We start from the raw sequence: 26,025 nt of genomic DNA on the forward strand, positions 1-26,025 counted from the left end.
GGGAACCCTTTTCTTCATGAGGTCCACTCCTTCAGTGGACCCTCCCGTACTGGTCAACGCCAGGCGGGAGGCTCGGGTTCCCCCGGCCGCACCGGGGCGGCCTGTGGGCCGTTCGGGTGATCAGCGGGGAGCCGGGACCTCGACCTTCTCCGGGAAGGTGGCGACGGGCTCGACCTCGCTGGTGCAGTGGGCGCAGCGGGAGGCGATGGTCGGGATCTCGCTGTAGCAGTGGGGGCAGTCGCGCTTCTCCGACTTGGGGTCGGCCGCCTCCTCCTTGGCGAACTTGTGCTGGATCTTCGTCATGGGGACGACGATCAGGAAGTAGAGGACCGCCGCCGTGATGACGAAGGCGATGGACGCGGAGATGGCCAGGCCGTAGGGGAAGACGGTCTTGCCGACGCTGAACGTCGCGTCGTTGAAGTTGCCCACGGAGCCGGTGGCGAGGCCGATGAGCGGGGTGATGAAGGCCTTGCTGAAGCCCGTGACGACGGAGGTGAACGCCGTTCCGACGGCCAGGCCGATGGCCATCGAGATGACGTTCCCGCGAAGTATGAAGTCCTTGAATCCGTTCAGCACGGGGCCCTGCTCCTAGGTTCTGCTCGGGTGGGGGTCAGAAGAGCGTCGTCGTCGCGAAGCGGAGGGCGAACTGCGGATAGCCCGACAGGACGGCTCCGGCGGCGGCGGTCAGCGCGATCGCCAGGGTGATCGGCGCGGAGGACCGGTGGAGGGCGACGCTGCCCTCCCGGGCCCCTTCCGGGGCTCCTGCCGGGGTCTCTCCCGGCGCTTCCTCCGGGGCCTCTCCCGGGGCCTCTTGCGGGGTGCGGAAGAGCAGGGCCGTCCAGTGGAGGTAGTAGTACAGCGCGATCACGACGTTGAGCGCCATGACCACGGCCAGCCAGCCCAGGCCCGCGTCGACGGCCGCCGAGAAGACGGTCACCTTGGCGAAGAGGCCGATGATACCCGGGGGCAAACCGGCCAGATTCAGGAGGAAGAAGGCGAGCGCGAGGGCGGCGGCGGGGCTCGCCGCGTACAGGCCCCGGTAGTCCTCGATCCGGTTCCGGGGGCGCACGCGCGCGACGAGCGCGACGACCGCGAAGGCGCCGAGGTTCACGACGGCGTACATCAGGGCGTACGCGACGGTGGCGCCGACCTGGTCGTTCCCGGAGTACGCGGCGGCCGCGATCGGCACCAGGAGGTAGCCGGCCTGGGCGACGGAGGACCAGGCGAGCAGCCGGACCGCGCTCCACACGCGCGTGGAGAGCTGGCGCAGGGCGGCGACGTTCCCGGCGGTCATGGTGAGCGCGGCGAGGACGGCGAGCGCCGGACCCCACACGTCCGCGTACGAGGGGAAGGCGACGACGGTCACCAGGATCAGGCCGGTGAAGCCGACGGCCTTGCCGACCACGGAGAGGTAGGCGGCGACGGGCAGCGGGGCGCCGACGTAGGTGTCGGGGACCCAGAAGTGGAAGGGCACGGCGGCCGTCTTGAAGGCGAAGCCGACGAGGGTGAGGGCGACGCCGGCCTCGGCGAGGGTCTGGAGCTGCCCGGGGACGTCGTCGAGGCGCTGGGCGATCTCCGTGAGGTGGAGGGTGCCGGTCGCCGCGTACACGAAGCTCGCGCCGAGCAGGGTGACGGCGGTCGCGGTGACGGAGGACAGGAAGAACTTGAGGGCGGCCTCGCCGGACCTGCGGTCGCCGCGCTTGAGGCCGACGAGCGCGAAGGCGGGCAGGGAGGCCACCTCCAGGGCGACGACGAGGGTCGCGAGGTCCCGGGAGGCGGGCAGCAGGGCGGCTCCGGCGGCCGAGGAGAGCAGCAGGAACCAGTACTCGCCGGCCGGGAGGTGCCCGCGGGGCGACGGCCTTCCGCCGGCCGGGGTCTTCTCGCGGGTCGCGTCCAGGGAGAGCAGCGCGGTGAGGAGCGCCCCGCCGAGGACGAGGAGCTGGACGACCAGGGTGAAGTGGTCGGCGGTGTAGCTGCACGCCGTGACCCGGGTGTCGGGGGTGAGGCAGAAGGTGGAGCGGTCGCCGGCCCGCAGGGGCACGAGGAGGGCGAGGGCGGCGGTGAGGCCGCCGATCGCGGTCCAGCCCAGGACCTGCTTGCGCTCCGGGGGGAGGAAGAGGTCGGCGACGAGGACGGCGAGGGCGACCGCGGCCGTGAGGACGGGGGGCGCGATCGTGAGCCAGTCGACGGACTGGACGAGCTGCGACGTCACTGGGTGCCTCCGGCGAGGAGCTTCTGGACGGCCGGGTCGGTGAGGCCGAGGAGGACGGCGGGCCAGAGTCCGGCGAGGACGGTGAGGGCGACGAGCGGGGTCCAGGCGGCGAACTCGTACCCCTGGACGTCGGGGATCGGGGTCTCCCCGGCGGGCCGGGGGCCGCCCATGCAGACGCGGCGGACGACGATCAGGAGGTACGCGGCGGTGAGCAGGGTGCCGAAGGCGCCGATCGCCGTGAAGGCGAGGAAGGCGGGGCGGCTGAGGCCCTCGGCCGGGTCGAAGGCGCCGAAGAGGGCCAGCATCTCGCCCCAGAACCCGGCGAGGCCGGGCAGGCCGAGGGAGGCGACGGCGGCGAAGGCCAGGAGGGCGCCGAGACGGGGGGCGCGGCCGTAGAGGGCGGCTCCGGTGGCGCCGGCGAGGGTGTCGAGGTCGGCGGTGCCGTACCGGTCCTTGACCGCGCCGACCAGGAAGAAGAGCAGTCCGGTGACGAGGCCGTGGGCGACGTTGGCGAAGAGGGCGCCGTTGACCCCGGTGGGGGTCATGGTGGCGATGCCGAGGAGCACGAAGCCCATGTGGCCGACGGAGGAGTACGCGATGAGGCGCTTGAGGTCGCCCTTGGCGCCGGGGCGCGCGAGGGCGAGGCAGACGAGCGAGCCGTAGACGATCCCGGCGACGGCGAAGGCGGCGAGGTACGGGGCGAAGGTTCTCATGCCGTCGGGCGCGATCGGCAGGACGATCCGGACGAATCCGTACGTGCCCATCTTGAGCAGGACGCCGGCGAGGAGGACGGAGCCGACGGTGGGGGCGGCGGTGTGGGCGTCCGGCAGCCAGCTGTGCAGCGGCCACATCGGGGTCTTCACGGCGAGCCCGATCCCGATCGCGAGAACGGCGATGACCTGCACGGACGTGGTCAGTCCCCGGCCGTTGTCGGTGGCGAGTGCCACCATGTCGAACGTGCCCGCCTTCACGCCGATGAGGAGCAGGCCGAGCAGCATGACGACGGAGCCGAGCAGCGTGTAGAGGACGAACTTCCAGGCGGCGGCGCGCCTGCCCTCGCCGCCCCAGCGGGCGATGAGGAAGTACATCGGGACGAGCACCGTCTCGAAGGCCAGGAAGAACAGGACGAGGTCGAGAACGGCGAAGGTCGCGAGGGTGCCGGACTCCAGGACGAGGAGCAGGGCGACGAAGGCCTTGGGGGACGGCCCGCTCGGCGTCTTGAAGTAGCTGTGGAGCGCGCAGAGGAAGCACAGGAGCGCGGTCAGGACCAGGAGGGGGAGGGAGATGCCGTCGACACCGAGGTGGATCCGCACGTCCAGTGCCCTGATCCAGCTGATGTCCGTCGTGGCCTGCATCCGCGACGGGTGGTCGTGGTCGAAGCCGAGCGCGAGGACGATCGCGGCGAGCAGGATCACGCCGGTGACGGTGACGCCGTGGCGCAGGACGGCCTGGTCGGGCGACTTCCCCTTCAGCCCGGGCGGGGCCGGGAGGAGGGCGGCGACGGCGCCGAGGAGCGGTCCGGCGACGATCAATGCGAGGAGGAACTGCATCACGGATTCGCTGATATCGATCACGGCTCACGCTCCGGCGACGGCGTTGGCGAGGGCGACTGCGGCGATCGCCAGGACGACGGAGCCGGCGAGCAGGGCGCTCAGATAGGTCTGCAGGTTGCCGGTCTGGGCGCGGCGGACGAGCCAGCCCAGGCCCTTGGCCGAGCCCGCGGCGCCCCGGACGTACGTGTCGACGACCTCGCGGTCCAGGAAGCGGGCCAGGGAGGCGGCGGCGAGGACGGGGCGGACGAAGGCGGCCCGGTAGACGGCGTCCAGGTGGAAGCCGTCGGCGGCGGGGCGGTGCAGCGGCCCGAGGAGGACGCGGCCGGGGTCGGCCGGGTCCTCGGCGGGGTGCGGCAGGTGCAGCGCCTCGGCCTCGACCAGGCCCGCGTCGGCGTCCGGGTGGGCGACGTGCGGGGTGGGGACGGCGGGGGCCCGGGCCGCGAGGGTGCGCCAGACCGCGTAGGTGACGGCGGCTCCGGCGACGGCGAGGCCGGTGCCGAGGACGGCGGTGGTGAGGGTCGGGGCGAGGTCGTGCCCGTCGAACCAGTCGGGGAGGTACCGGACGGTCAGGCCGAAGCCGAGGGAGGGGACGGCCAGGACCCACAGGACGCTCGTCATCGCGATCGGCTGGCGGCCGTGGTCCGGGGCCTCCGGGCCCCGGCCTCGGAAGGTGCGCAGCCAGAGGCGGAGGGCGTAGGCGGCGGTGAGGAGGGCGGTCAGGAGGCCGGCGACGAGGACGGTCCAGCCGGCTCCGGCGGGGGCGACGGTCCGGTCCCCGAGCGCGGTGTGCTCGGCGGCCACCAGGACGGCCTCCTTGGAGAAGAAGCCGGCGAAGGGCGGGATCGCGGCGAGCGCGAGGAGGGCGACGGTCATCGTCCAGTACGCGTCCGGGATCCGCTTCGCGAGGCCGCCGGTGCGGGACATGGCGGTGAGCGAGTTCGTGCCGGCGGCGTGGATGACCGCGCCGGCGGCGAGGAAGAGCAGCGCCTTGAAGGCGGCGTGCGAGAGGAGGTGGAAGACGGCGGCGCCCCGGTCGCCGACGGCGAGGGCCCCGGCCATGTAGCCGAGCTGGCCGATCGTCGAGTAGGCGAGGACCCGTTTGATGTCGTCCTGGGCGAGCGCGGCGAGCGCCGAGCCGACCATGGTGATCGCGGCCAGCACGGCGAGGACGGTCATCGCGGCGGCGGAGGCGGCGAAGACCGGAAGCAGCCGGGCGGTGAAGTAGATGCCGGCGGCGACCATCGTCGCCGCGTGGATGAGCGCGGAGACGGGGGTCGGGCCGGCCATGGCGTCCGGGAGCCAGGTGTGCAGCGGGAACTGGGCGGACTTGCCCGCGACGCCGGCGAGCAGCAGCAGCGCGATCACGGTGGGGTGGTCGAGGCCGCCGGTCGCGACGGCGCCGAGGACCCCGGTGATCCGGAAGGTGCCGGCGTCGGCGGCGAGCGCGAAGAGCCCGAGGAGGAAGGGGACGTCGCCGAGCTTGGTGACGAGGAAGGCCTTGAGGGAGGCGGACCGGGCCTCGGGGGTCTCCCAGTAGTGGCCGACGAGGAAGTACGAGCAGATGCCCATGACCTCCCAGCCGACCAGGAGCACCATCAGGTCGCCGGAGTAGACGACGAGGAGCATCGCGGCGGTGAAGAGGGAGACGAGCGCGGCGTACGAGGGGTAGCGGGGGTCCTCGCGGAGGTAGCCGGTCGAGTAGATCTGCACGCAGGTCGCGACCACGCCGACGAGGACGGCGACGAGGGCGGCGAAGCCGTCGACGTGCAGGGCCAGGTCGATCGGGACCGAGCCGGTGGGGGTGAGCTGGGTGGCGTCGTCGATCGCCTTCCCGCCGCCCTGCCGGACCGCCACGAGCACGGCCAGGACGGCGGCGGCGAGGGTCGGGAGTACGGCGAGGGGGCGGACGAAGCCGGGGGCGGTGCGGCCGAGGAGGAGTCCGGCGGCGGCGCCGAGGAAGGGGAGGAGGGGGACGAGGACGGCGAGGGTGGTCGTGGTCACGCGGCGGCCTCGGCCTTCTCGTCGTGCGGGCCGGAGGGCGGGGCCGTGTCCGGATCGGGGTCGGGGTCCGTGTCCGGGTCCTCGTGCGGGTTCTCCGCCGTGTCGCGGAGGCGGTCGATGTCCGAGGTGCCGCGGTTGCGGTGGACCATCAGGACGATCGCGAGGCCGATGCCGATCTCCGCGGCGGCGACGGCGATGGTGAAGAGGGTGAGGGCCTGGCCGGCGTGGAGGGCGTCGCGGAGCCAGACGTCGAAGGCGACGAGGTTGAGGTTGACGGCGTTGAGCATCAGCTCGACGGACATCAGGACGAGGATCGCGTTGCGGCGGGCGAGCACGCCGTAGAGGCCGGTGCAGAAGAGGAGGGCGGCGAGGACGGCCGGGTAGGCGAGGTGCATCAGCGTTCCCCCTCCTTCTTCTTCCGGGAGAGCACGATGGCGCCGACCAGGGCGGCCAGGAGGAGCACGGACAGCGCCTCGAAGGGCAGCACCCAGTGCCGGAAGAGGATCGCGCCGGTCACCTCGGTGGAGCCCTGGACGGCGCCGTCGAGGTCGATCCAGGTCGTGCGGAACGCGTCGACGACCACCCAGACGAGCGCGGCCGCGGCGGCCAGGGCCACGGCGAGGGCGACCGGGCGGTTGCCCGAGTCGGTGTCCGGGGAGCGGCCGATGGGGGCCTTGGTGAGCATGAGGCCGAAGAGGAGGAGGACGACGACGGAGCCGACGTAGATCAGCACCTGGACCCAGGCGATGAACTCGGCGGTCAGGAGCAGGTACTCGACGGCGAGGCCGCCGAGGGCCACGACCAGCCAGAGGGCGGCGTGCACCAGCTGGCGGGTGGTGACGGTGACGACGGCGGCGCCGAGGGTGACGAGGCCGACGAGGAGGAAGGCGATCTCGACGCCGGTGGGCGAGAGGAAGCCGTGGCCTTGCTCGGCCTGCTGCTGTGCTGTGTGTACCGCTGTCAGGATCACCGCTGTTCCCCCTCGGCGGCCGCCGCGGCCGCCGCCTTCTCCGCCGCCTTGCGGGCGGCGGCGATCTCCTTCGGTTCCTCCGCGCGCGGGTCGAGCGCGGGCGGTTCCGGGACCGTCCACATCCACTCGCGGAGCTTGTCGCGCTCGTGCGTCAGCTCGTGGATGTCGGTCTCCGCGTACTCGAACTCGGGCGACCAGAACAGCGCGTCGAAGGGGCAGACCTCGATGCAGATGCCGCAGTACATGCAGAGCGCGAAGTCGATGGCGAAGCGGTCGAGGACGTTCCGGCTGCGCTCGCGGCCGCCGGGGGCGGCGGGCGCCACCGTCTCCTTGTGGGAGTCGATGTAGATGCACCAGTCGGGGCACTCGCGGGCGCAGAGCATACAGACCGTGCAGTTCTCCTCGAACAGGCCGATGACCCCGCGGGTGCGGGGCGGGAGTTCGGGCTGGACGTCGGGGTACTGCGCGGTGTGCGAGCGCTTCGTCATGGTGCGGAGGGTGACGGCGAGGCCCTTGGCGAGGCCGGAACCCGGAATCGGTGCCATTACTGGATCGCCACCTTCACGATGCCGGTGAGCGCGATCTGCGCGAGGGCGAGCGGGACGAGGGTCGTCCAGGCGAGGCGCTGGAGCTGGTCCTCGCGCAGGCGCGGGTAGCTGACCCGCAGCCAGATGACGACGAAGGCGAGGACGGCGGTCTTCAGGAGGGTCCAGACCCAGCCGAGGCCGTCGGCGCCGAGGGGGCCGTGCCAGCCGCCGAGGAAGAGGACGGTGGTGAGGCCGCAGAGGACGACGATGCCCGCGTACTCGGCGAGCAGGAAGAGCGCGAAGCGGAGGCCGGTGTACTCGGTGTACGCGCCGAAGATGATCTCCGAGTCGGCGACCGGCATGTCGAACGGCGGCCGCTGGAGCTCGGCGAGGCCGGCCACGAAGAAGACGAGCGCGCCGACGATCTGCCAGGGCACCCACCACCACTCGAAGGCGTCCAGGATGCCGGGGAGGGAGACGGTGCCGGCGGCCATCGCGACGGAGGCGGCGGCGAGGAGCATCGGGAGCTCGTACGCGAGGAGCTGGGCGGCCGTCCGCAGGCCGCCGAGCAGCGAGAACTTGTTCGCGGAGGCCCAGCCGGCCATGAGGCTGCCGAGGACGCCGACGCCCATGACGGCGAGCACGAAGAAGATCCCCGCGTCGACGACCTGGCCGACGGCCCCCTCGCCCGGGCCGACCGGGATCGCGACGAGGACGAGGAGGTACGGGAGGAGGGCGACGGCCGGCGCGAGCTGGAAGACCCGCCGGTCGGCGTCCTTCGGGACCACGTCCTCCTTCTGCGCGAACTTCACGCCGTCGGCGACGAGCTGGGCCCAGCCGTGGAAGCCGCCGGCGTACATGGGGCCGAGGCGGCCCTGCATGTGGGCCATGACCTTGTGCTCGGTCTGGCCGACGACGAGGGGCAGCACGAGGAAGACGGCGAAGACGACGAGGAGCCGGAGGGCGACGTCGAGTACGTCGTTCACGCGGGATCGCCTCCGGCGGGGTGGGTGGTGGTGGGGCCTGGGTCGGTGTCCGTGCCTGTGCCTGTGTCCGTGTCCGTGGGCCGGGCCTTGCCGGGTCCGTCGGCGTCGGGGTTCTTCTCGGGACCTTCGGCCCCGGTCCCCGGCTCGGTGGCGGGGTGCGCGGGGCGCGGGGCGGAACCTTGTACGTCGGCCGGCCCGTTGGACTCGGCATCCGTGCCGGGCTCGGCCGGAGCGGACGGCTCGGCGGCGGTGTCCGGCTTCGCCGGGGTGACGGGCTCGGCCGGGGGCGTCCCGGTGTCCGGCTTCGCCGGAGCCGTCGGTTCCTCGTCGAAGGCCGGGCGGGCGTGGTGCCAGGGGGCGTCCGAGCTGCGGGTGCGCCGGGGGGCCGTCGGCTCCGGGGGCGTCTGGCTCGCGGAGCCGTCCGACGCGGAGCGCGTACGGCGTACCGGGGCGCCCGGCTCCCCCGCCGCCTGGCTCGCCGAACCGTCGGCGGCCGAGCGGGAACGGCGTGGCGGGCGCCCCGACGTGCCCGGCGCCTCCGCACCGGGTGCCGACGTGTCCGGTGTCGTCGCGTCCGGCGTCTCCGTGCCCGGTGCCGTCGACTGGCTCACCGAGCCGTCCGACGCGGAGCGGGAGCGGCGCGGCGGGCGGGCCGTCTCGGGCGGGGTGCCCGCCGTCGTGTCGCCCGCCTCCGGGGGCGCCTGGCTCGCGGAGCCGTCCGACGCGGAGCGCGTACGGCGTACCGGAGCGCCCGGCTCCCCCGCCGCCTGGCTCGCGGAGCCGTCCGCAGCCGAGCGGGAACGGCGGGGCGACGCCGGTACGTCCTGGCTGGCCGAGCCGTCCGAAGCCGAGCGCGTACGGCGAGGCGCCGCCGGCGCGTCCTGGCTCGCCGAGCCCTCCGACGCCGAGCGCGTACGGCGAGGCGCCGCCGGCGCGTCCTGGCTCGTCGAGCCCTCCGACGCCGAGCGGGTACGGCGAGGGGGCGTGTCCTGGGATGTCGGGGTGTCCGGTGTCGGGCGGGGGCGGCGGGGTGGGCGTTCGGCTCGGGTGGGGGCCGGGGGGAGTTGGCCCTTGAGGGGGCCCCATTCATTGGGGTCCGGGACGCCCGGGGGGAGCATCTGGCGGCGCTTGGGGCCGCCGTCGTGGGACTCGCCCGGTTCCTTCGCGCCCGGCCACGCCTTGGCGACCCGGGCCGCGAGGACGAAGTCCTTGCGCAGCGGGTGGCCCTCGAAGTTCTCGGGGAGGAGGAGCGGGACCAGGTGCGGGTGGCCGGTGAAGTCCACGCCGAACATCTCGTGGGTCTCGCGCTCGTGCCAGCCCGCGCCCGCGTACACGCCCACCGCCGTGGGGAGGACGGGGGCCGCGTGCGGGACCGTCGTACGGACGAGGAGGCGGCGCGGGCCGCCCTCCGCGAGGGACACCACGTGCGCGCAGACCCGGAAGCCGGTGCCCGGCTCGTCGACCGCGCTCAGCCAGTCGAAGTAGGTGCAGCCCAGCTCGTCGCGGGCCGTGGTCAGGGCCGCGATCCAGGAGGACGGCGGGACGTCGACCGTCAGCAGGTCGTACGCCCGCTCCGCCGTCGCCTCCTCGCCGAAGACCTCCGTCACCGCGTCGGGAAGGCCGTCGTACGCGCTCATGCCGTGCCTCCCGGCGGGGGCGTCAGCGGGCTCGTCAGTTCGGACACCGAGGCCGACCGTCCGTAGCGCTCGGCCAGGCTCTCCCGCGCGATCTTCTCCTGGAGCTTGAGGATGCCCTGGAGCAGCGCCTCGGGCCGGGGCGGGCACCCCGGCACGTACACGTCGACCGGGATGATCTGGTCGACGCCCTTCGTCACGGAGTACGAGTCCCAGTACGGGCCGCCGCAGTTGGAGCAGGCGCCGAAGGAGATGACGTACTTCGGTTCGGGCATCTGCTCGTACAGGCGCTTCACGGCCGGCGCCATCTTGTCCGTCACCGTGCCCGAGACGATCATCAGATCGGCCTGGCGCGGGCCGGGCGCGAAGGGGATCACGCCGAGGCGGATGAAGTCGTGCCGGGCCATCGACGCGGCGATGAACTCGATCGCGCAGCAGGCGAGGCCGAAGTTGAAGACCCACAGGCTGTAGCGGCGGCCCCAGTTCAGGACCACCTTCATCGGCTCCGGGGCCAGGCGGGCGAGCGTCCCCAGCTTCGGCGCGGGCAGGGCCACGGGCTCGGCGGCGGTTCCGGGGACTCCGGGTGTTACGTCCACGTCAGGACGCCCTTCTTGTACGCGTAGAGCAGCCCCACGGCCAGGAAGCCGAGGAAGACGAACATCTCGACCAGGGTCGTGGCGCCGTAGCCGGGCGCGGCGAAGACCGTCGCCCAGGGGAAGAGGAAGATCGAGTCGACGGCGAAGATCACGTAGAGGAAGGCGTACACGTAGTAGCGGACCTGGGTGTGCGCCCAGCCCTCCCCCACGGGGTCGACGCCGCACTCGTACGTGAGGAGCTTCTCGGGCGTCGGCACGACGGGCCGGAGCAGCCGGCCGGCGCCGAACGCCACGGCGACGAAGAGCACGCCGACGACGGCGAGCAGGCCGACGACGGAGTACGTCTGGAAGTAGTCCGCCGCGTCGGCCGCGACAACGGTCGGTTCCCGCACGTCCGCCCCTCGGTCCAGGTGCCCCATGGGTCACTTCTGTTCTGTACGCACGCGAGTCTAGGCCCTGTTAAAGAGACCGTAAGCAGTCGCGGTGGCCGGTTCCGGTGGGGTTAACCCCCCTCCCGTTCACCCACCTCCCCCATGGCGGCGCGCGATCCGCGCCGGGCACCCTGGGGCCCATGAGTGCCGATCACGACTCCGCCGCCGCCCCCTCCGGTGCCCCGGCGCGTCCCCGTACCGCCTACGGCAAGGAGACCTGGAAGGAGCTCGCCTTCCTCCTCTCCAACCTGTTCACGGCGCTGGCCGGTTTCGTCTACGCGGTGGTGAGCGTCGTGCTCGGCGTGGGGCTCTCGGTCACCGTGATCGGCCTTCCGCTGCTCGCCCTCGGCCTCGGCGGCGCCCGGCTGATCGGCCGGTCGGAGCGGGCGAGGGCCCGGGGCCTGCTCGGCGTCGAGGTCGGCGAGCCGTCCCCGCTGCCCCGGCGCGGGGGCTTCTTCGGCTGGCTGTGGTCGGCGCTGAAGGACCCGGTGGCCTGGCGGACCCAGCTGTACGGGCTGATCCGGCTGCCCTGGGGAATCCTGACGTTCACGGTCTCCCTGGTCTCGCTCCTCGTCCTCTGGCCCGTGCTGCCCTTCCTGGCGCGGCTCCTCGCCGGTGCCGACCGGGGCATGGTCCGGGGGCTGCTCTCGCCCTCCGACGAGCTGGAGCGGCGGATCGCCGAGCTGGAGACGGACCGGGGCGTGGTCGTGGACACCGCCGCCGCCGACCTGCGGCGCATCGAGCGCGACCTGCACGACGGCGCGCAGGCCCGGCTCGTCGCCCTCGCGATGGGGCTCGGCCTGGCGAAGGAGAAGCTCTTGGACGACCCGGAGGCCGCCGCCGCGATGGTCGACGAGGCGCACGGCGAGGTGAAGCTCGCGCTCCAGGAGCTGCGGGACCTGGCCCGGGGCATCCACCCGGCCGTCCTCACCGACCGGGGGCTCGGCGCCGCCCTGTCCTCCGTCTCCGCGCGCTGCACGGTGCCGGTGCGGGTCGACGTCGACCTGGCCGGGCGGCCGGCGGAGGCGATCGAGGGCATCGCGTACTTCACGGTGTCGGAGCTGCTCCAGAACGTCTCCAAGCACTCCCGCGCCCGGTCCGCCTCCGTGGAGGTGTGGCGGGCGGCCGACCGGCTGATGCTCCAGGTCCGCGACGACGGCACCGGCGGGGCGCGCCTCGACGGCGGTACGGGGCTCGCCGGGCTCGCGGAACGCCTCGGCGCGGTCGACGGCGTCCTCGTCCTGGACTCCCCTGCGGGCGGCCCGACGACGGTGACGGCGGAACTGCCGTGGCGGGACCGGCCGGCGGGGCGGTGAACGCGCGGCGGGCGGTAGTCGCGAGGCGGGTGGCGGTCGTGAGGCGGGCGGCGGTCGCACCGCGGGCGTGAGGCGGGCGGCAACCGCGAGGCGTCCGGCGGTCGCGAGGTGGTCGACGGTCGACGGTCGACGGTCGGCGGTCGGCGGTCGGCGGTCGGCGGTCGGCGGTCGTAAAGCGTCCAGCGGTCCCAAGGCGCGGCTGTCGTGAGGCCGTCGCCCACCGCACGTCCATCGCGCGTCCAGCCGCCACCCGCCGGATCCCGGCCATCGCCCGCTCACCGCCCCGCAGTCACGGAACGACCACCCCACGGCCACCAGGCGCCCACTCCGCGGGAACCCGGCAGCCCCCGGGTCACCGCCCGGACACCACCCGGTCCTTCCGAAGGGGCCCTTGGGGTGGGGAAAACCCCCGCCCGCAGACGCCGACCTCCCTCATGGTCCGGCGTCCGCCGGAACGGAATCCTGGAACACGCACCCCCCGGCTCCCCCAGCAGAGAAGGACGTCCGCCATGCCCTCCGACCGACTCCCCGCCGCGATCCGCGCGCCGTTCGAGGGCCGCACCTGGCGCGCCCTCGGGTACGTGCTGATCGGGCTCCCCCTGAGCATCTGCTGGTTCGCGCTCTCCGTCTCCCTCGTCTCGACCGGCGCCGGGCTGCTCATCACCTTCCTCGGGGTGCCGGTCCTGGCCGGGGCGCTCGCCCTGTGCCGGGGCTTCGGGGCGGTGGAGCGGGCCCGGGCCCGGGCGCTGCTCGGCCTCGACGTGGCGGCGCCGGAGCCGGTGCGCGGCCGGACCGGCGGGCCGTTCTCGTGGATGGGGGCCGTGCTGAGGAGCGGGGCGTCCTGGCGGCACCTGCTGTACGCGTTCGTGCACATGCCGTGGGCGGTGTTCTCCTTCTCGGTGACGGTGGCGTTCTGGGCGTGGGGCTGGAGCCTCTTCACGTATCCGCTGTGGCAGTGGACGTTCCCCGCGTACGTCGGGCAGGACGGGATCCAGCTGTACGGCGACGGGACGCACGGCCTCTATCTGGACTCGCCCTTCGAGATCGCGGTGACCTGCGCGGTCGGCCTGCTGTTCGTGCTGGTCGGGCCGTGGCTGCTGCGCGGGTTCGTCGCCGTCGACCGGTTCCTGGTGGCCGGGCTGCTCGGCCCGTCCCGGCCGGCCTCGCGGGTGACGGAGCTGGAGTCGGACCGGGGCGTGCTCGTGGACACCGCCGCCGCCGACCTGCGGCGCATCGAGCGGGCGCTGCACGACGGCGCGCAGGCCCGGCTCTCGGCGCTCGCCATGGACCTGGGCCTGGCGAAGGAGAGGCTGGCGGAGGACCCGAAGGCGGCGGCGGTCCTGGTGGAGGAGGCGCACGGCGAGGTGAAGCTCGCGCTCCAGGAGCTGCGGGACCTGGCCCGGGGCATCCACCCGGCCGTCCTCACCGACCGGGGCCTGGACGCGGCCCTGTCGGCGGTGGCCTCGCGCTGCGCGGTCCCGGTGTCGGTGGACGTGGACCTGCCGGCGCGGCCGGTCGCGGCGATCGAGGGCATCGCGTACTTCACGGTGTCGGAGCTGCTGCGGAACGTCACCGAGCACGCGCGGGCGCGGCGCGCCCGGGTGGACGTGTGGCGCGCGGGCGACCGGCTGATGCTCCAGGTCGGGGACGACGGCGTCGGCGGCGCGGAGGCGGCGGCCGGGCGGAGCCTGGCGGCGCTCTCCGACCGGGTCGGGGCGGTGGACGGGGTCCTGGCCGTGGACTCCCCGGCGGGCGGCCCGACGACGGTGACGGTCGAACTGCCCTGGCGAGCCTAGGGGGTGTCTTGTCGATCAGGCCGGATCAGGGAGCGGCGTCCGGTGCCGTGCCTCGCAAGGCGCCGGAGCGCGCTCATAGCGGAGCTATGAGGGTGTTTCGGCAACGCGGCGAGGTGCGGTGCCGGGCGTCGCGAGCCCGGCATGATCGACAAGACACCCCCTAGGCCTTCCGGCTTCCTCAGGGGTCTTCCGAGGTCCTCCGGGTGCGATGCTGGGCCTCGACGGAAGACCGGACGACCGGATCATGGGGGCTGTGGGGCGTGGGAGAGCGGGACGTGGCGGGACGGGTGCGGGTGGTCATCGCCGAGGATTCGGTACTGCTCAGGGAAGGGCTGACCCGGCTCCTGACCGACCTGGGGCACGAGGTCGTCGCCGGGGTCGGTGACGGCGAGGCGCTGGTGGAGACGGTGGGGAAGCTGGCGGCCGGGGGGGCGCTGCCGGACGTGGTGGTGGCGGACGTGCGGATGCCGCCGACGCACACCGACGAGGGGGTGCGGGCGGCGGTGCGGCTGCGCAAGGACCATCCGGGGCTCGGGGTCCTCGTCCTCTCGCAGTACGTGGAGGAGCAGTACGCCACCGAGCTCCTGGCCGGCTCCAGCCGGGGCGTCGGCTACCTCCTGAAGGACCGGGTCGCGGAGGTCCGCGAGTTCGTGGACGCGGTCGTCCGGGTCGCCGGGGGCGGCACGGCACTGGACCCGGAGGTCGTGCAGCAGCTGCTCGGCCGGAGCCGTCAGCAGGACGTCCTGGCGAACCTGACCCCGCGCGAGCGGGAGGTCCTGGGCCTGATGGCGGAGGGGCGGACGAACTCGGCGATCGCGAAGGCGCTGGTCGTGAGCGACGGCGCGGTGGAGAAGCACATCAGCAACATCTTCCTGAAGCTGGGGCTCTCGCCGAGTGACGGCGACCACCGGCGGGTACTCGCCGTGCTGACCTACCTGAGGTCGTGAGGCCCTCGGGCGGGGGCCCTGAGAGGCCCACGACCACAGAATGACCGGAACCAGACCTTCCGGAACACTTCGGGCGGCGACACGGCAGGACGAACCCTGACAGAACGGATCTCAAAAAGCGGTCCATGATGCAAGAAGTCCAGGGAGACTCGACCCCGCCGTCGTAGGGTGGGCCACGGGACGGACGGTGATCGGCCGACCGCGCCCCGAGCTCCTCCCCGCCTCCGGCGGAGAGTCCCCTTGCCACGAGGGAGGTCCAGTTCAGTGACCAGCCAGGTCAGCAGCGAGGCCGGCGAGGCCCTGCTAGGGGAGCAGAGAGGCGCCCCGGCCACGCCCCAGGACGGCACCGTGAAGGAAGTGCGCCGGCTCGATCGGGTGATCATCCGTTTCGCGGGTGACTCCGGTGACGGGATGCAGTTGACGGGTGACCGGTTCACCTCGGAGACGGCGTCGTTCGGGAACGACCTCTCCACGCTGCCGAACTTCCCGGCCGAGATCCGCGCTCCCGCCGGGACCCTGCCCGGTGTCTCCTCGTTCCAGCTGCACTTCGCGGACCACGACATCCTCACCCCGGGGGACGCGCCGAACGTGCTGGTGGCGATGAACCCGGCCGCGCTGAAGGCCAATCTGGGGGACGTGCCGCCCGGCGGGGAGATCATCGTCAACACCGACGAGTTCGCGAAGCGGGCGATGGCGAAGGTCGGCTACGCGGTCTCGCCGCTGGAGGACGGTTCGCTGGAGGGCTACCGGGTACATCCGGTGCCGCTGACGACGCTGACGATCGAGGCGCTGAAGGACTTCGGGCTGTCCCGCAAGGAGGCGGAGCGGTCGAAGAACATGTTCGCGCTGGGCCTGCTGTCCTGGATGTACCACCGGCCGACCGAGGGCACGGAAGCGTTCCTGCGGGCGAAGTTCGCGAAGAAGCCGCAGATCGCGGAGGCGAACGTGGCCGCGTTCCGGGCCGGCTGGAACTTCGGCGAGACCACCGAGGACTTCGCGGTCTCCTACGAGGTCGCCCCCGCCACCACCGCCTTCCCCACCGGCACGTACCGCAACATCTCGGGGAACCTGGCGCTGTCCTACGGGCTGATCGCGGCGTCCCGGCAGGCCGACCTGCCGCTGTATCTGGGCTCGTATCCGATCACGCCGGCCTCGGACATCCTGCACGAGCTGTCGAAGCACAAGAACTTCGGCGTGCGGACCTTCCAGGCGGAGGACGAGATCGCCGGGATCGGCGCCGCGCTCGGCGCCGCGTTCGGCGGCTCGCTGGCGGTCACCACCACGTCCGGGCCGGGGGTGGCGCTCAAGAGCGAGACGATCGGTCTGGCGGTCTCGCTGGAGCTGCCGCTGCTGATCGTGGACATCCAGCGCGGTGGTCCCTCGACCGGGCTGCCGACCAAGACCGAGCAGGCCGACCTGCTGCAGGCGATGTACGGGCGCAACGGCGAGGCGCCGGTGCCGGTGATCGCGCCCCGGACCCCGGGCGACTGCTTCGACGCGGCCCTGGAAGCCGCCCGGATCGCGCTGGTCTACCGCACCCCGGTCTTCCTGCTCTCCGACGGCTATCTGGCGAACGGATCCGAGCCGTGGCGGGTGCCGGACATCGGTGAGCTGCCGGATCTGCGGACCGCGTTCGCCACCGGCCCGAACCATGAACTGGCCGACGGCACGCAGGCGTTCTGGCCCTACAAGCGTGATCCCGAGACCCTGGCCCGGCCGTGGGCGGTGCCGGGGACGGCGGGGCTGGAGCACCGGATCGGCGGGATCGAGAAGCAGGACGGCACCGGGAACATCTCCTACGACCCGGCCAACCACGACTTCATGGTCCGCGTCCGCCAGGCCAAGATCGACGGCATCCAGGTCCCCGACCTGGACGTCGATGATCCGGACGGCGCCCGCACCCTGGTCCTCGGCTGGGGTTCCACCTACGGGCCCGTCACCGCCGCCGTGCGCCGCATCCGCCGCGAGGGCGGCCACATCGCCCAGGCCCATCTGCGCCACCTCAACCCCTTCCCGAAGAACCTCGGCGACGTCCTGAAGAGCTACGAGACGGTCGTGGTGCCGGAGATGAACCTCGGGCAGCTCGCCACCCTGCTGCGGGCGAAGTACCTGGTGGACGCGCGCAGTCACACCCAGGTCAACGGGATGCCGTTCAAGGCCGAACAGCTCGCCGCCGTCCTCAAGGAGGCCATCGATGCCTGAGCCACTGCTGAGCCTGGTGCCCAGGGCCGAGGCCGCCCAGAGCATGAAGGACTTCAAGTCCGACCAGGAAGTGCGCTGGTGCCCCGGCTGCGGCGACTACGCCGTCCTGGCCGCCGTCCAGGGCTTCATGCCCGAACTCGGCCTGGCCAAGGAGAACATCGTCTTCGTCTCCGGCATCGGCTGCTCCTCCCGCTTCCCGTACTACATGAACACCTACGGGATGCACTCCATCCACGGCCGCGCCCCCGCCATCGCCACCGGCCTGGCCACCTCGCGCCGCGACCTGTCGGTCTGGGTCGTCACCGGCGACGGCGACGCCCTGTCCATCGGCGGCAACCACCTCATCCACGCCCTGCGCCGCAACGTCAACCTGACCATCCTGCTCTTCAACAACCGCATCTACGGCCTCACCAAGGGCCAGTACTCCCCCACCAGCGAGACCGGCAAGATCACCAAGTCCACCCCGATGGGCTCCCTGGACGCCCCGTTCAACCCGGTCTCCCTCGCGCTGGGCGCCGAGGCCTCCTTCGTGGCCCGCACCGTCGACTCCGACCGCAAACACCTCACCGAGGTCCTGCGCCAGGCCGCCGACCACAACGGCACCGCCCTGGTCGAGATCTACCAGAACTGCAACATCTTCAACGACGGTGCCTTCGAAGCCCTCAAGGACAAGGACCAGGCCCAGGAAGCCGTCATCCGCCTCGAACACGGGCAGCCGATCCGCTTCGGCACCGACCTCGCCAAGGGCGTCGTGCGCAACCCGGCCACCGGTGACCTCGACGTCGTCGAGGTCACCCCCGAAAACGAGGGCGACATCCTCATCCACGACGCCCGCGCCACCACCCCCACCACCGCCTTCGCCCTCTCCCGCCTCGCCGACTCCGACACCCTCCACCGCACCCCCATCGGCGTCTTCCGCTCCGTCGACCGGCCCGTCTACGACACCCTCATGGCCGAACAGCTCGACACCGCCGTCGAACAGCACGGCAAGGGCGACCTCGCCCAGCTCCTCACCGGCAACGACACCTGGACCGTCGCCGGCTGACGGACGACGACGTGACGGCGGGGGCGGATCCGAAGGGACCCGCCCCCGCCGTCACGACTCCTTCGTCCGCTTCGCCTCCTTCACCGCCGCGTCCGCGAACTCCCCCAGGAAGTGCGGCTTCCCGTCCCGCACCTGCCAGAGGAAGAGCCCGACGAGGCTGGCGACGCTGCTCTCCCGGCCCGCCGACGAGTACGTCTTGGCGAGGCCCCGGTACGGGGTCTGCCGCAGGCTGTTCGACACCCCGGACGCCACCGACTCGGAGTGGTTCCCGACCGTCGTGCCCAGCGCCTGGAGCGTCCAGTTGACGGCGTCGTACGCCTCCGTGGCGTACGGCTCGACGGGGGTGGCGGCGGGCACTCCCCAGCGCTTCCGGTACGCGGCGGTGAAGTCCTTCGCGCCCGGGAGGCCGTCCGGGTCGACGTGGCTCGTGCCGAAGTACCAGCCCTCGGCCGCCGGGCCCGCGAGGTCGAGGAACTCCTGCCGGAAGGGCTCCTCGACGCTGCCCCGGGGCCCCTGGAACCCCTGGTCGCGGAGGGCCCGGGCGCAGAGGGCGGCCCGGCGCGGCGAGGTCCCCACGTACATCACGGCCTGCGGGTCCGTCGCGAGGGCGGCCCGGACGGCGGAGGCGAAGTCCTCGCTGTCCGCCTCGACGGGGTGGGAGGTCGCCACTCCGCCCCGGGCCTGCGAGGGCGGGGTGGCCTTCACGCTCTTGACCGCGAACCAGGTGGACCGGCCGCCGTCGCGGTCCTCCACGAGGGCGGTCCGGACGACCTCCCGCTCGGAGAGGTAGCGGGCGAACGGCACGATCATCGAGTCCGGGGAGGGCCGGGGCTCGAAGTAGGTGCGCTTGGTGGTCTGGCCCTCCACCGTGTTCCCGGTCGGGACGGCGGCGAGGACGCTCACCAGGGGGACGGAGCGGTCGACGAGTTCGGCGGCGGCGGCGAGGACGCTCGCGACGGTCGTCGGGCCGACGACGCCGACGAGCTTCTCGTCCTGGAGCAGGGTGCGGGCCGCGGTCGTGGCGCGCGGCCCCCGTCCGCCGTCGTCCACGACCCGCAGGGTCACGTCGAAGGGCCGGTCCCGGCGGGCGTTGAAGGTCTCCACGGCCAGCCGGGCGCCGCGTTCCTGCGCCCGCCCGGCCGCCTTGGTGGGGCCGCTCAGGTCGGTGAGGACGCCGAGCGTGTACGCGGGGAGGGCGGCGCCCTCGCCCGTGCCCTTCCCGGCGGGGCCCCGGCCGAGGAGCCACGCGGTCAGGCCGCCCGCTCCGACGACGGCCGCCGCCGATCCGGCGATCAGGACGCGGCGGCGCGAGACCCCCTCGAGGGCTTCGGGGGACGCGAGCAGGGTCGGTTCGGGGACCGGCAGGTCGAGGACGCGTGAGGAACGCCGGGCGATGAGCGCGGGCAGGCCGGGCGGCAGCCAGTCCCCCGCCGGACCCTCGGCCTCCCCGAGGGCGGCCCGCACCCGCGCGGCCGTGGGGCGGGCCGCCGGGTCCTTGGCCAGGCAGGCCGCGACCAGGGGCAGGATCGCGTCCGGGACCTCGCGGAGGTCCGGTTCCTCGTAGACGGTGCGGTAGACGACGGCGGCCACCGCGCCCGTGCCGAAGGGGCGTTCGCCGGTCAGGGCGTACGCGAGGACGCAGCCGAGCGAGAAGACGTCGGCGGCCGGGCCGACCTCGTCCGCGGCGCCGACGCGGGCCTGTTCGGGGGCGAGGAAGCCGGGGGTGCCGATCATCGCGTCCGTGGCGGTCAGGGCGGTGGCCCCGGCGGAGCGGGCGATGCCGAAGTCGATGAGGCGGGGGCCGTCGAGGGCGAGGAGGACGTTGCCCGGTTTGACGTCCCGGTGGACGAGCCCGGCCGCGTGCACGTCGGCGAGGGCGGCGGCGAGCCGGGCACCCAGGGCCCGTACGGTCGGCTCGGGCAGGGCGCCGTGCAGTCCGACGGCCTCGGCGAGCGAGGGTCCGGGGACGAACTCGGTGGCCAGCCAGGGTTCCCGGGCCTCCGGGTCGGCGCCGAGGACGCGGACGACCCAGCGGCCGGTGATCCGTCCGGCGATCCGGGTCTCGCGGCGGAACCGCTCCCGGAAGCCGGGGTCGGCGGCGTGCTCGGCGCGGATGAGTTTGAGCGCGGCGAGCGTCCCGCCGGGGGTGCGGGCGAGGTAGACCACGCCCATGCCGCCGGCGCCGAGGCGGCCGAGGAGCCGGTGGCCGGCGATCGAGGAGGGGTCGGCCCTGCGGAGCGGCTGCACGGGCGGTCAGGCCTTCGGCTTGTTGGCGGGGACGGCGGGCGCGGTGCCGATCGCCTTGTACGCGCCGTCCTGCACGCCGTACACGAACGTGCCGACGCCGGTGAGGTCGCCGTACTGGTCGAAGGAGTAACCGCCCATGACGCCGGTGTACTTCTTCGCCCGGAGCTGCGCCCAGAGGCCCTTGCGGGCCGGGGCCCCGCCGGCCTTCGCGTTCTTGGTCAGCTGCTCCAGGACCATGTTCACGACGTCGTACGACTCGCCCGTGTAGTACGCGGGCGGGGCGCCGTAGCGCTTGCGGTGCGCGGCGGTGAACCCGGCGGCCTCCTTGCGGGTGGCGGGGTCGAGGACGGGGGCGCCGAAGAACCAGTTCTCGGAGGCGGTCCCGGCCTCCTTGAGGAAGGCCGGGCCGAAGGCGTGCTGGCCGCCGAAGCGGGGGCCGGTGAAGCCGAGGTCGGCGAGGGCGCGGGCGGCGAGGACGGCGGTCGCGCGGACCCCGCAGTGGACGTAGGCGTCCATGCCGGCGTCGATCATCTCGCCGAGGATCCGGCGGTAGTCCCGCGCGCGGGCGGGGACGACCCGGTAGTGCGGGGTGATCTTGGCCTGTCCGAAGCCGAACTGGACGCCGCGCACGAGGAGCCAGCTGTACTGGTCGTCCGTGCGCTCCTGGAGGACGCCGGGCTTCTTGATGGTGGGCAGGAGGGTGACGGCGAAGGCGAGGTGCGCGCCGCCCATGGGGTGGTTGGGGATGGCCCGCAGGACCGTGACGTTGGGCGGGCTCTGCGCGTCCCGCAGGGTGAAGAGGTTGAATCCGGCGGAGGTGGTGAGCAGGGGGAGGCCGGCCTCCTCGAAGGCGGGGAGCGCGGCCTGTCCGGTGTCGTCGGAGGTGGGTCCGAGGACGGCGAGGACGCCGGGGTCGGTGGTGAGCCTGCGGGCGGCCTCCAGGGCGGCTGTGCGGTCGCCCCGGTCGTCGGAGACCGCGAGTTCGAGGGTGAACGGCTTGTCCCGGCGGGCGTTGAACTGCTCGACGGCGAGGCGGGCGCCGCGTTCCTGGGCGCGTCCGATCTCCTCGGCGGGGCCGGAGAGGTCGGCGAGGACGCCGATCTTCCAGGAGGTGCGGGGCGGGGGGTTCTTGCCGTCGCCCCTCCCGTCGTCGTTCCTGAGGGCCGACCAGGCGGCGACGGAGCCGCCGCCGACGGCGAGGGCGGCGGCGCCGGAGGCGAGGAGCAGGAAGCCGCGTCTGCTGGGCTTCGGCGGCTCCGCCGGGCCGGTGCCGGCCGTGGTCGCGTCGATCTCGGGCAGGGCGAGCATCCGGGCGGAGCGTTCGGCGATGGTCCGGACGACGGGGGCGGGTAGCCATGCGGCGGTGTCGCCGGGGTCGTCCTCGACGAGCCGTACGCCGATCTCCGCGGCGGACGGGCGGGCGGCGGGGTCCTTGGCGAGGCAGGCCCGGACGAGGTCGAGCAGTCCTCCGGGCACGCCGGTGAGGTCGGGTTCGTCGTGGACGGTCCGGTAGAGGAGGGCGTCCGGGGCGCCGGTGCCGAAGGGCGGGCGGCCGGTCGCCGCGTACGCGAGGAGGCAGCCGAGGGCGAAGACGTCGGTGGCGGGGCCGATGGCGTCGGCGCGGGCCTCGGCCTGCTCGGGGGCGAGGAAGCCGGGGGTGCCGACGACCATGTCGGTGGCGGTGAGGGCGGTCTCGCCGGTGGCGCGGGCGATGCCGAAGTCGATGAGCCGGGGGCCGTCGACGGCGAGGAGGACGTTGCCCGGTTTGACGTCCCGGTGGACGAGCCCGGCCGCGTGCACGGCGGCGAGCGCGCGGGCGACGGCCCAGCCGAGGAGCCGGACGCTCCGCTCGGGCAGCGCGCCGTGCGCGGCGACGGCCTCGCCGAGGGAGGGCCCGGCGACGAAGGCGGTGGCCATCCAGGGTTCGGGGGCGTCCGGGTCGGCGCCGGTGACCGGGACGGCCCAGGGGCTGGAGACCCGGCGCGCGGCCTCGACCTCCCGCCTGAACCGGGCCCGGAAGTCGGGCTGGTCCGCCTGGTCGGCATGGGTGACCTTCACGGCGGCGAGCTCACCGCTGGCGGTACGCCCCAGATAGACGACCCCCATCCCCCCGGCCCCGAGCCGCCCGAGCAGCCGGTAGCCGGCGAGGGAGGAGGGGTCGGAGGGGAGGAGGGGTTGCGGGTCACCGGGGTGGGGGTGGGATGGGTTCCCTGCGGGGTTCCCGGCCGGGTTCGCTGCGGGGTTCCCTGCCGGGGGTTGAGGCGGGAACGGGGGCGGGTTCCCTGCCGGGGGCTGCTGGGGCGCGGACTGGTTCCCTGCGGGGTTCCCTGCCGGGGGCTGAAGCGGGAACGAGGGCGCGGACAAGGGGTGTTGGGGCGGGCGCGGGGCCCCGGCCGGGGGCTGCTCCGGTTGCGGGGGCTGGTTCCCCGGGTGCTCGGCGCCGGGCGGGTTCGGCTGCCCGGCGTCGGGCCGGGACCCACCCCGGGCCTGGTCACCGGCGTCGGGCCGGCTCCCGTCCTGGGCCCGAGGGCCCGTGTCGGGCCGCGCCCCTCCCCGGGGTCGGCGTCCAGCGCCGGCAGGGGGGCTCGGCAGGGGGCCGACCCGGGGGTCGCGCGGAGGCCGGGCCCCGGCCTCCGGCTCGTGACCGGCCTCGGTCCCGGAGCCGTCCCGCGACTCCCGGCCCGACTCCGCCGCCCGGCCGTCCTCCGGCCCCCGGCCGTTCCTCGGCCGTTGGGCATCCTCAGACCCCCGAGCGTCTTCCGGGCCACGGCCGCCCCCAGTCCCCTGAGCGTCCTCCGGACCACGACCGCTCTCGGGCTCCCGACCGGCCTCCGACACCCTGGCGCTCCCATCCTCCGGACCACGACCACTCTCCGACACCCGACCGTCCCGCGTCTCCCGGCCCGGCTCCGGCACCTGGCCGTCCTCCGGCCCCCGGCCGTTCCCCGGCCGCTGGTCATCCCCAGGCCCCCGAGCGTCCTCCGGACCACGACCGCTCTCCGGCGCCCGACCGTCCCGCGTCTCCCGGCCCGGCTCCGGCCCCCGGCCGTCCCCCGGCACTCCACCGCTCCTCGGCTCCCGGCCGTCCTCCGGACCACGGCCGTCCCCCGGCCCCCAACCACCCCGTCCGTTCGAAGGGCTCATGACCGGACCTCCAGCTCGTCCTTGACGCGTTCGAGCATGGTGACGAGGGCCTGGACCTGGGCGGTGACGGTGCCGACCGTGGTGGGGGTCGTCTGTTCGCTGTAGCCGGGGGCGCCCTTGACGACGGTGGCGACGGTGACCTGGCCGATCCTCGACTGGTACCAGCCGTAGAACTGCTTCCCGGGGAACGCGTCGTTGAAGTAGGCGCCGCGCTCGCCGAGCGAGTCCGCGGCGGTGTAGTTGCCGCCGAGGCCGAAGGGGTTGCCGAGGGAGATGAGCCCCTCGATGCGTTCGCCGTCGCGCAGGCGCTGGTCCGGGCAGCGGAGGGCCTCCTCCAGGGTCCCGGCCATCTCCCAGTCGGCGTCGTCCTCGGTGCGGTGGACGGTGACGGTGGCGGCGACCCGGAGGGTCCCCCGGCCGTCGGTGGCGGGGACCTCGCTGTAGGCGGTGACGCTGTGCAGGACGGTGGCGGGCCGGGTGCCGGTCTCCCAGGAGCAGCCGTCCCCGAGCACGGGCCAGTAGTCGGGGTCGCTGAGGTGCGGGGCGCGCTTCACGTACTCCGGGCCCCAGGCGTCGGGCCCCGCGACGACGGCGAGCGCGAGCCGCCTGGCGTCGGCGGCGTTCTTCGGCGCCCGCTTCGGGTCGGGGGTGAAGTCGAGCGCGGTCGGGGTGGGGGTGGGCGTGGGGGCCGGGGCCGTACCGCCGGGGGCCGACGCCCCGCTCGTACGCGCCTCGCCCGCGGGTTTCGCGTCGTCGCCGTCGGCGCACCCGGTCGCGATCAGCCCGCCCACCAGCACGGCGCAGCAGGCGCGCAGCAGTCTTCGGTCTCCGTACGCCACAGTTCCCCCACGGTCCCTACACGGATTGCCCGAACGGCGATCAGATCGTACGACCTGACGGGGCGACACACCGTGGCTGAAGCCTCATTGGGACAAAGCGGTGGCACTCTCGCGACGCGCCTCGTCGTACCGCTCGCGGGCCTCCTGGACGGCGGTCACCTGCCGCTCGCTCCAGTGGGCGAGCTCCCAGACCTGGCGGGCGGCCTCGGTGCCGAGCGGGGTGAGGGCGTAGTCGACGCGGGGCGGGATGACGGGCTTGGCGTCGCGGTGGACGAAGCCGTCGCGCTCCAGGGTCCGCAGGGTCTGGGCGAGCATCTTCTCGCTGACGTTCCCGATGCGGCGGCGCAGCTCGCTGAAGCGGTAGGGCCGCTCCAGGAGCGACGCGAGGACGAGCACGCCCCAGCGGCTGGTGACGTGCTCCAGGACCGCCCGCGAGGGGCACATCGGCTCGAACACGTCGGGCAGCGGGGCCATCGCGTTCACCTCTTCACTTACCTCCATGCCAGTACCTTACTTCAAAGTTGGCACTTCCGAAAAGTTAGTGCCGGTCCTACGGTGAGTACACCGTTCACCGCACCCCACGCAGAAGGAACCCCCATGAGCATCGTCGTCACCGGAGCCACCGGACAGCTCGGCCGCCTCGTCGTCGACGCCCTCCTCGGCGAGCGGGCCACGACCGAGCGGGTCGTGGCCGTCGTCCGGGACAAGGAGAAGGCGGCGGACCTGGCCGAGCGCGGCGTCGAGCTGCGGATCGCCGACTACGACCGCCCCGAGACCCTCGCGGACGCCTTCGAGGCCGGCGACCGGGTGCTCCTGATCTCCGGCAGCGAGGTCGGGCGCCGCGTCGCCCAGCACGCCGCCGTGATCGACGCGGCGAAGGCGGCGGGCGTGGCCCGGCTCGCGTACACCGGTGTCCTCGGCGGCGAGGACGCCGACTTCGAGCTGGCCGCCGAGCACAAGGAGACCGAGCGCCTGATCCTCGCCTCCGGCCTGCCGTACACCTTCCTCCGCAACGGCTGGTACAGCGAGAACTACACCGCCAATCTCGCCCCCGTCCTCGCCCACGGCGCCGTCGTCTCCAACGCGGGCGAGGGCCGGATCGCCTCCGCCTCCCGCGCCGACTACGCCGCCGCCGCGGCCGCCGTCCTGACCGGCCCGGCCGGGGAGCACCTGAACGAGGTCTACGAGCTGAGCGGCGACACCGCCTGGTCCTTCGCCGAGTACGCGGCCGAGGTCGCCGCCCGGTCCGGCCGCGAGGTGACGTACACCCCCGTCTCCGCCGAGGCCCACCTGGAGATCCTCACCGGCGCCGGGCTCCCCCGCCCCTTCGCCGAGATCCTGGTCGACGTCGACCGGGCCGCCGAGCACGGCGCGCTCGCCCTGCGGACCGGCGACCTGACCCGGCTGATCGGCCGCCCGACCACCCCGGTCGGCGTCTCGATCCAGGAGGCCCTGGACGCCTCCCGGTGACCACCCGGCCGTCATGACCGTATAGCGGTACGGGCATGACAACCCGCCCCGTGCGGCGCTACCGTCGTCCGAGCGGCCGACAGGACGGCGCGGCACAGGGCGGGAGGTC

Annotated in this window: 21 protein-coding genes; 6 read left to right on the forward strand and 15 right to left on the reverse strand. The window is 73.7% G+C overall.

What is annotated here, in order from left to right; all coding sequences use genetic code 11:
* Window positions 1-120: 120 nt before the first annotated feature.
* The 11 genes from mscL to ACIQD7_RS18960 are packed head-to-tail and all read right to left on the reverse strand — an operon-like array spanning window position 121 to window position 10,898.
* A complete protein-coding gene (gene mscL, locus ACIQD7_RS18910) occupies window positions 121-576 on the reverse strand; it encodes a large conductance mechanosensitive channel protein MscL (protein ID WP_161374645.1) in 456 nt (151 codons plus the stop codon).
* Window positions 577-610: 34 nt separating this feature from the next.
* Complete coding sequence (locus tag ACIQD7_RS18915; protein ID WP_402442812.1) at window positions 611-2,212, reverse strand: NADH-quinone oxidoreductase subunit N; 1,602 nt, start codon at window positions 2,210-2,212, stop codon at window positions 611-613.
* Window positions 2,209-3,762, reverse strand: coding sequence for a NuoM family protein (locus ACIQD7_RS18920; RefSeq protein WP_402443286.1), 1,554 nt, complete (start codon window positions 3,760-3,762; stop codon window positions 2,209-2,211). Before ACIQD7_RS18920 ends, ACIQD7_RS18915 begins: the two co-directional genes overlap by 4 nt.
* A gap of 27 nt (window positions 3,763-3,789) precedes the next feature.
* Window positions 3,790-5,766 (reverse strand): NADH-quinone oxidoreductase subunit L, encoded by a 1,977-nt coding sequence (locus ACIQD7_RS18925; protein ID WP_402442813.1) that lies wholly within the window; start codon window positions 5,764-5,766, stop codon window positions 3,790-3,792.
* Window positions 5,763-6,161, reverse strand: coding sequence for an NADH-quinone oxidoreductase subunit NuoK (nuoK, locus tag ACIQD7_RS18930; RefSeq protein WP_402442815.1), 399 nt, complete (start codon window positions 6,159-6,161; stop codon window positions 5,763-5,765). The genes ACIQD7_RS18925 and nuoK overlap by 4 nt, the downstream gene beginning before the upstream one ends.
* Entirely contained in the window at window positions 6,161-6,736 is a 576-nt protein-coding gene (locus ACIQD7_RS18935) for an NADH-quinone oxidoreductase subunit J (RefSeq protein WP_402442817.1), read from the reverse strand. Before ACIQD7_RS18935 ends, nuoK begins: the two co-directional genes overlap by 1 nt.
* A complete protein-coding gene (locus ACIQD7_RS18940; RefSeq protein WP_402442819.1) occupies window positions 6,733-7,281 on the reverse strand; it encodes a NuoI/complex I 23 kDa subunit family protein in 549 nt (182 codons plus the stop codon). The genes ACIQD7_RS18935 and ACIQD7_RS18940 overlap by 4 nt, the downstream gene beginning before the upstream one ends.
* Window positions 7,281-8,249, reverse strand: a complete 969-nt coding sequence (locus ACIQD7_RS18945) for a complex I subunit 1 family protein (RefSeq protein ID WP_121830137.1) — start codon at window positions 8,247-8,249, stop codon at window positions 7,281-7,283. The genes ACIQD7_RS18940 and ACIQD7_RS18945 overlap by 1 nt, the downstream gene beginning before the upstream one ends.
* Window positions 8,246-9,886 (reverse strand): NADH-quinone oxidoreductase subunit C, encoded by a 1,641-nt coding sequence (locus ACIQD7_RS18950; RefSeq protein WP_402442822.1) that lies wholly within the window; start codon window positions 9,884-9,886, stop codon window positions 8,246-8,248. The genes ACIQD7_RS18945 and ACIQD7_RS18950 overlap by 4 nt, the downstream gene beginning before the upstream one ends.
* Complete coding sequence (locus ACIQD7_RS18955) at window positions 9,883-10,479, reverse strand: NADH-quinone oxidoreductase subunit B (protein WP_121830135.1); 597 nt, start codon at window positions 10,477-10,479, stop codon at window positions 9,883-9,885. Before ACIQD7_RS18955 ends, ACIQD7_RS18950 begins: the two co-directional genes overlap by 4 nt.
* Window positions 10,470-10,898, reverse strand: a complete 429-nt coding sequence (locus tag ACIQD7_RS18960; RefSeq protein ID WP_199836967.1) for an NADH-quinone oxidoreductase subunit A — start codon at window positions 10,896-10,898, stop codon at window positions 10,470-10,472. The genes ACIQD7_RS18955 and ACIQD7_RS18960 overlap by 10 nt, the downstream gene beginning before the upstream one ends.
* 152 nt (window positions 10,899-11,050) lie before the next feature.
* On the opposite strand from ACIQD7_RS18960, the gene ACIQD7_RS18965 reads away from it, so the two are divergent.
* The 5 genes from ACIQD7_RS18965 to ACIQD7_RS18985 all read left to right on the forward strand — a co-directional run bounded on the left by ACIQD7_RS18965 (window position 11,051) and on the right by ACIQD7_RS18985 (window position 18,216).
* Window positions 11,051-12,226: a sensor histidine kinase gene (locus ACIQD7_RS18965; RefSeq protein WP_121830134.1), complete on the forward strand. Its 1,176-nt coding sequence runs from the start codon at window positions 11,051-11,053 to the stop codon at window positions 12,224-12,226.
* Window positions 12,227-12,735: 509 nt separating this feature from the next.
* Entirely contained in the window at window positions 12,736-14,022 is a 1,287-nt protein-coding gene (locus ACIQD7_RS18970) for a sensor histidine kinase (protein ID WP_402442824.1), read from the forward strand.
* A 287-nt stretch (window positions 14,023-14,309) separates the two neighbouring features.
* Window positions 14,310-14,969, forward strand: a complete 660-nt coding sequence (locus ACIQD7_RS18975; RefSeq protein WP_402443288.1) for a LuxR C-terminal-related transcriptional regulator — start codon at window positions 14,310-14,312, stop codon at window positions 14,967-14,969.
* Window positions 14,970-15,233: 264 nt separating this feature from the next.
* Window positions 15,234-17,171, forward strand: a complete 1,938-nt coding sequence (locus tag ACIQD7_RS18980; RefSeq protein WP_402442826.1) for a 2-oxoacid:acceptor oxidoreductase subunit alpha — start codon at window positions 15,234-15,236, stop codon at window positions 17,169-17,171.
* Entirely contained in the window at window positions 17,164-18,216 is a 1,053-nt protein-coding gene (locus ACIQD7_RS18985) for a 2-oxoacid:ferredoxin oxidoreductase subunit beta (protein ID WP_402442828.1), read from the forward strand. The genes ACIQD7_RS18980 and ACIQD7_RS18985 overlap by 8 nt, the downstream gene beginning before the upstream one ends.
* Window positions 18,217-18,267: 51 nt before the next feature.
* Here the strand turns inward: ACIQD7_RS18985 and ACIQD7_RS18990 are convergent, their stop codons facing one another.
* From ACIQD7_RS18990 to ACIQD7_RS19005, 4 genes are all read right to left on the reverse strand, one after another.
* Window positions 18,268-20,463, reverse strand: a complete 2,196-nt coding sequence (locus ACIQD7_RS18990) for a bifunctional serine/threonine-protein kinase/ABC transporter substrate-binding protein (protein ID WP_402442830.1) — start codon at window positions 20,461-20,463, stop codon at window positions 18,268-18,270.
* Window positions 20,464-20,469: 6 nt separating this feature from the next.
* Window positions 20,470-22,596 (reverse strand): bifunctional serine/threonine-protein kinase/ABC transporter substrate-binding protein, encoded by a 2,127-nt coding sequence (locus ACIQD7_RS18995; RefSeq protein WP_402443289.1) that lies wholly within the window; start codon window positions 22,594-22,596, stop codon window positions 20,470-20,472.
* A gap of 1,007 nt (window positions 22,597-23,603) precedes the next feature.
* Window positions 23,604-24,446: a hypothetical protein gene (locus ACIQD7_RS19000; protein ID WP_402442832.1), complete on the reverse strand. Its 843-nt coding sequence runs from the start codon at window positions 24,444-24,446 to the stop codon at window positions 23,604-23,606.
* A gap of 84 nt (window positions 24,447-24,530) precedes the next feature.
* Window positions 24,531-24,947 carry a helix-turn-helix domain-containing protein gene (locus ACIQD7_RS19005; RefSeq protein ID WP_240450239.1) on the reverse strand — a complete coding sequence of 139 codons (417 nt, stop codon included), beginning with the start codon at window positions 24,945-24,947 and terminating at the stop codon, window positions 24,531-24,533.
* 96 nt (window positions 24,948-25,043) lie between these two features.
* Here ACIQD7_RS19005 and ACIQD7_RS19010 point away from each other — a divergent pair, with 96 nt between their 5' ends.
* Entirely contained in the window at window positions 25,044-25,916 is an 873-nt protein-coding gene (locus ACIQD7_RS19010) for an SDR family oxidoreductase (RefSeq protein ID WP_402442834.1), read from the forward strand.
* The last annotated feature ends 109 nt before the right edge of the window (window positions 25,917-26,025 follow it).

Source organism: Streptomyces sp. NPDC093071, from assembly GCF_044754545.1.
Lineage (GTDB): Bacteria > Actinomycetota > Actinomycetes > Streptomycetales > Streptomycetaceae > Streptomyces.

Bases quoted from the DNA above. Each gene is read 5' to 3' on its own strand.
- ACIQD7_RS19005 (WP_240450239.1), bottom strand. From the start codon at position 24,947: ATGGAGGTAAGTGAAGAGGTGAACGCGATGGCCCCGCTGCCCGACGTG.
- ACIQD7_RS18950 (WP_402442822.1), bottom strand. From the start codon at position 9,886: ATGAGCGCGTACGACGGCCTTCCCGACGCGGTGACGGAGGTCTTCGGC.
- ACIQD7_RS18970 (WP_402442824.1), top strand. From the start codon at position 12,736: ATGCCCTCCGACCGACTCCCCGCCGCGATCCGCGCGCCGTTCGAGGGC.
- ACIQD7_RS18940 (WP_402442819.1), bottom strand. From the start codon at position 7,281: ATGGCACCGATTCCGGGTTCCGGCCTCGCCAAGGGCCTCGCCGTCACC.
- nuoK (WP_402442815.1), bottom strand. From the start codon at position 6,161: ATGCACCTCGCCTACCCGGCCGTCCTCGCCGCCCTCCTCTTCTGCACC.
- ACIQD7_RS18965 (WP_121830134.1), top strand. From the start codon at position 11,051: ATGAGTGCCGATCACGACTCCGCCGCCGCCCCCTCCGGTGCCCCGGCG.
- ACIQD7_RS18985 (WP_402442828.1), top strand. From the start codon at position 17,164: ATGCCTGAGCCACTGCTGAGCCTGGTGCCCAGGGCCGAGGCCGCCCAG.
- ACIQD7_RS19010 (WP_402442834.1), top strand. From the start codon at position 25,044: ATGAGCATCGTCGTCACCGGAGCCACCGGACAGCTCGGCCGCCTCGTC.
- ACIQD7_RS18920 (WP_402443286.1), bottom strand. From the start codon at position 3,762: ATGCAGTTCCTCCTCGCATTGATCGTCGCCGGACCGCTCCTCGGCGCC.
- ACIQD7_RS18960 (WP_199836967.1), bottom strand. From the start codon at position 10,898: ATGGGGCACCTGGACCGAGGGGCGGACGTGCGGGAACCGACCGTTGTC.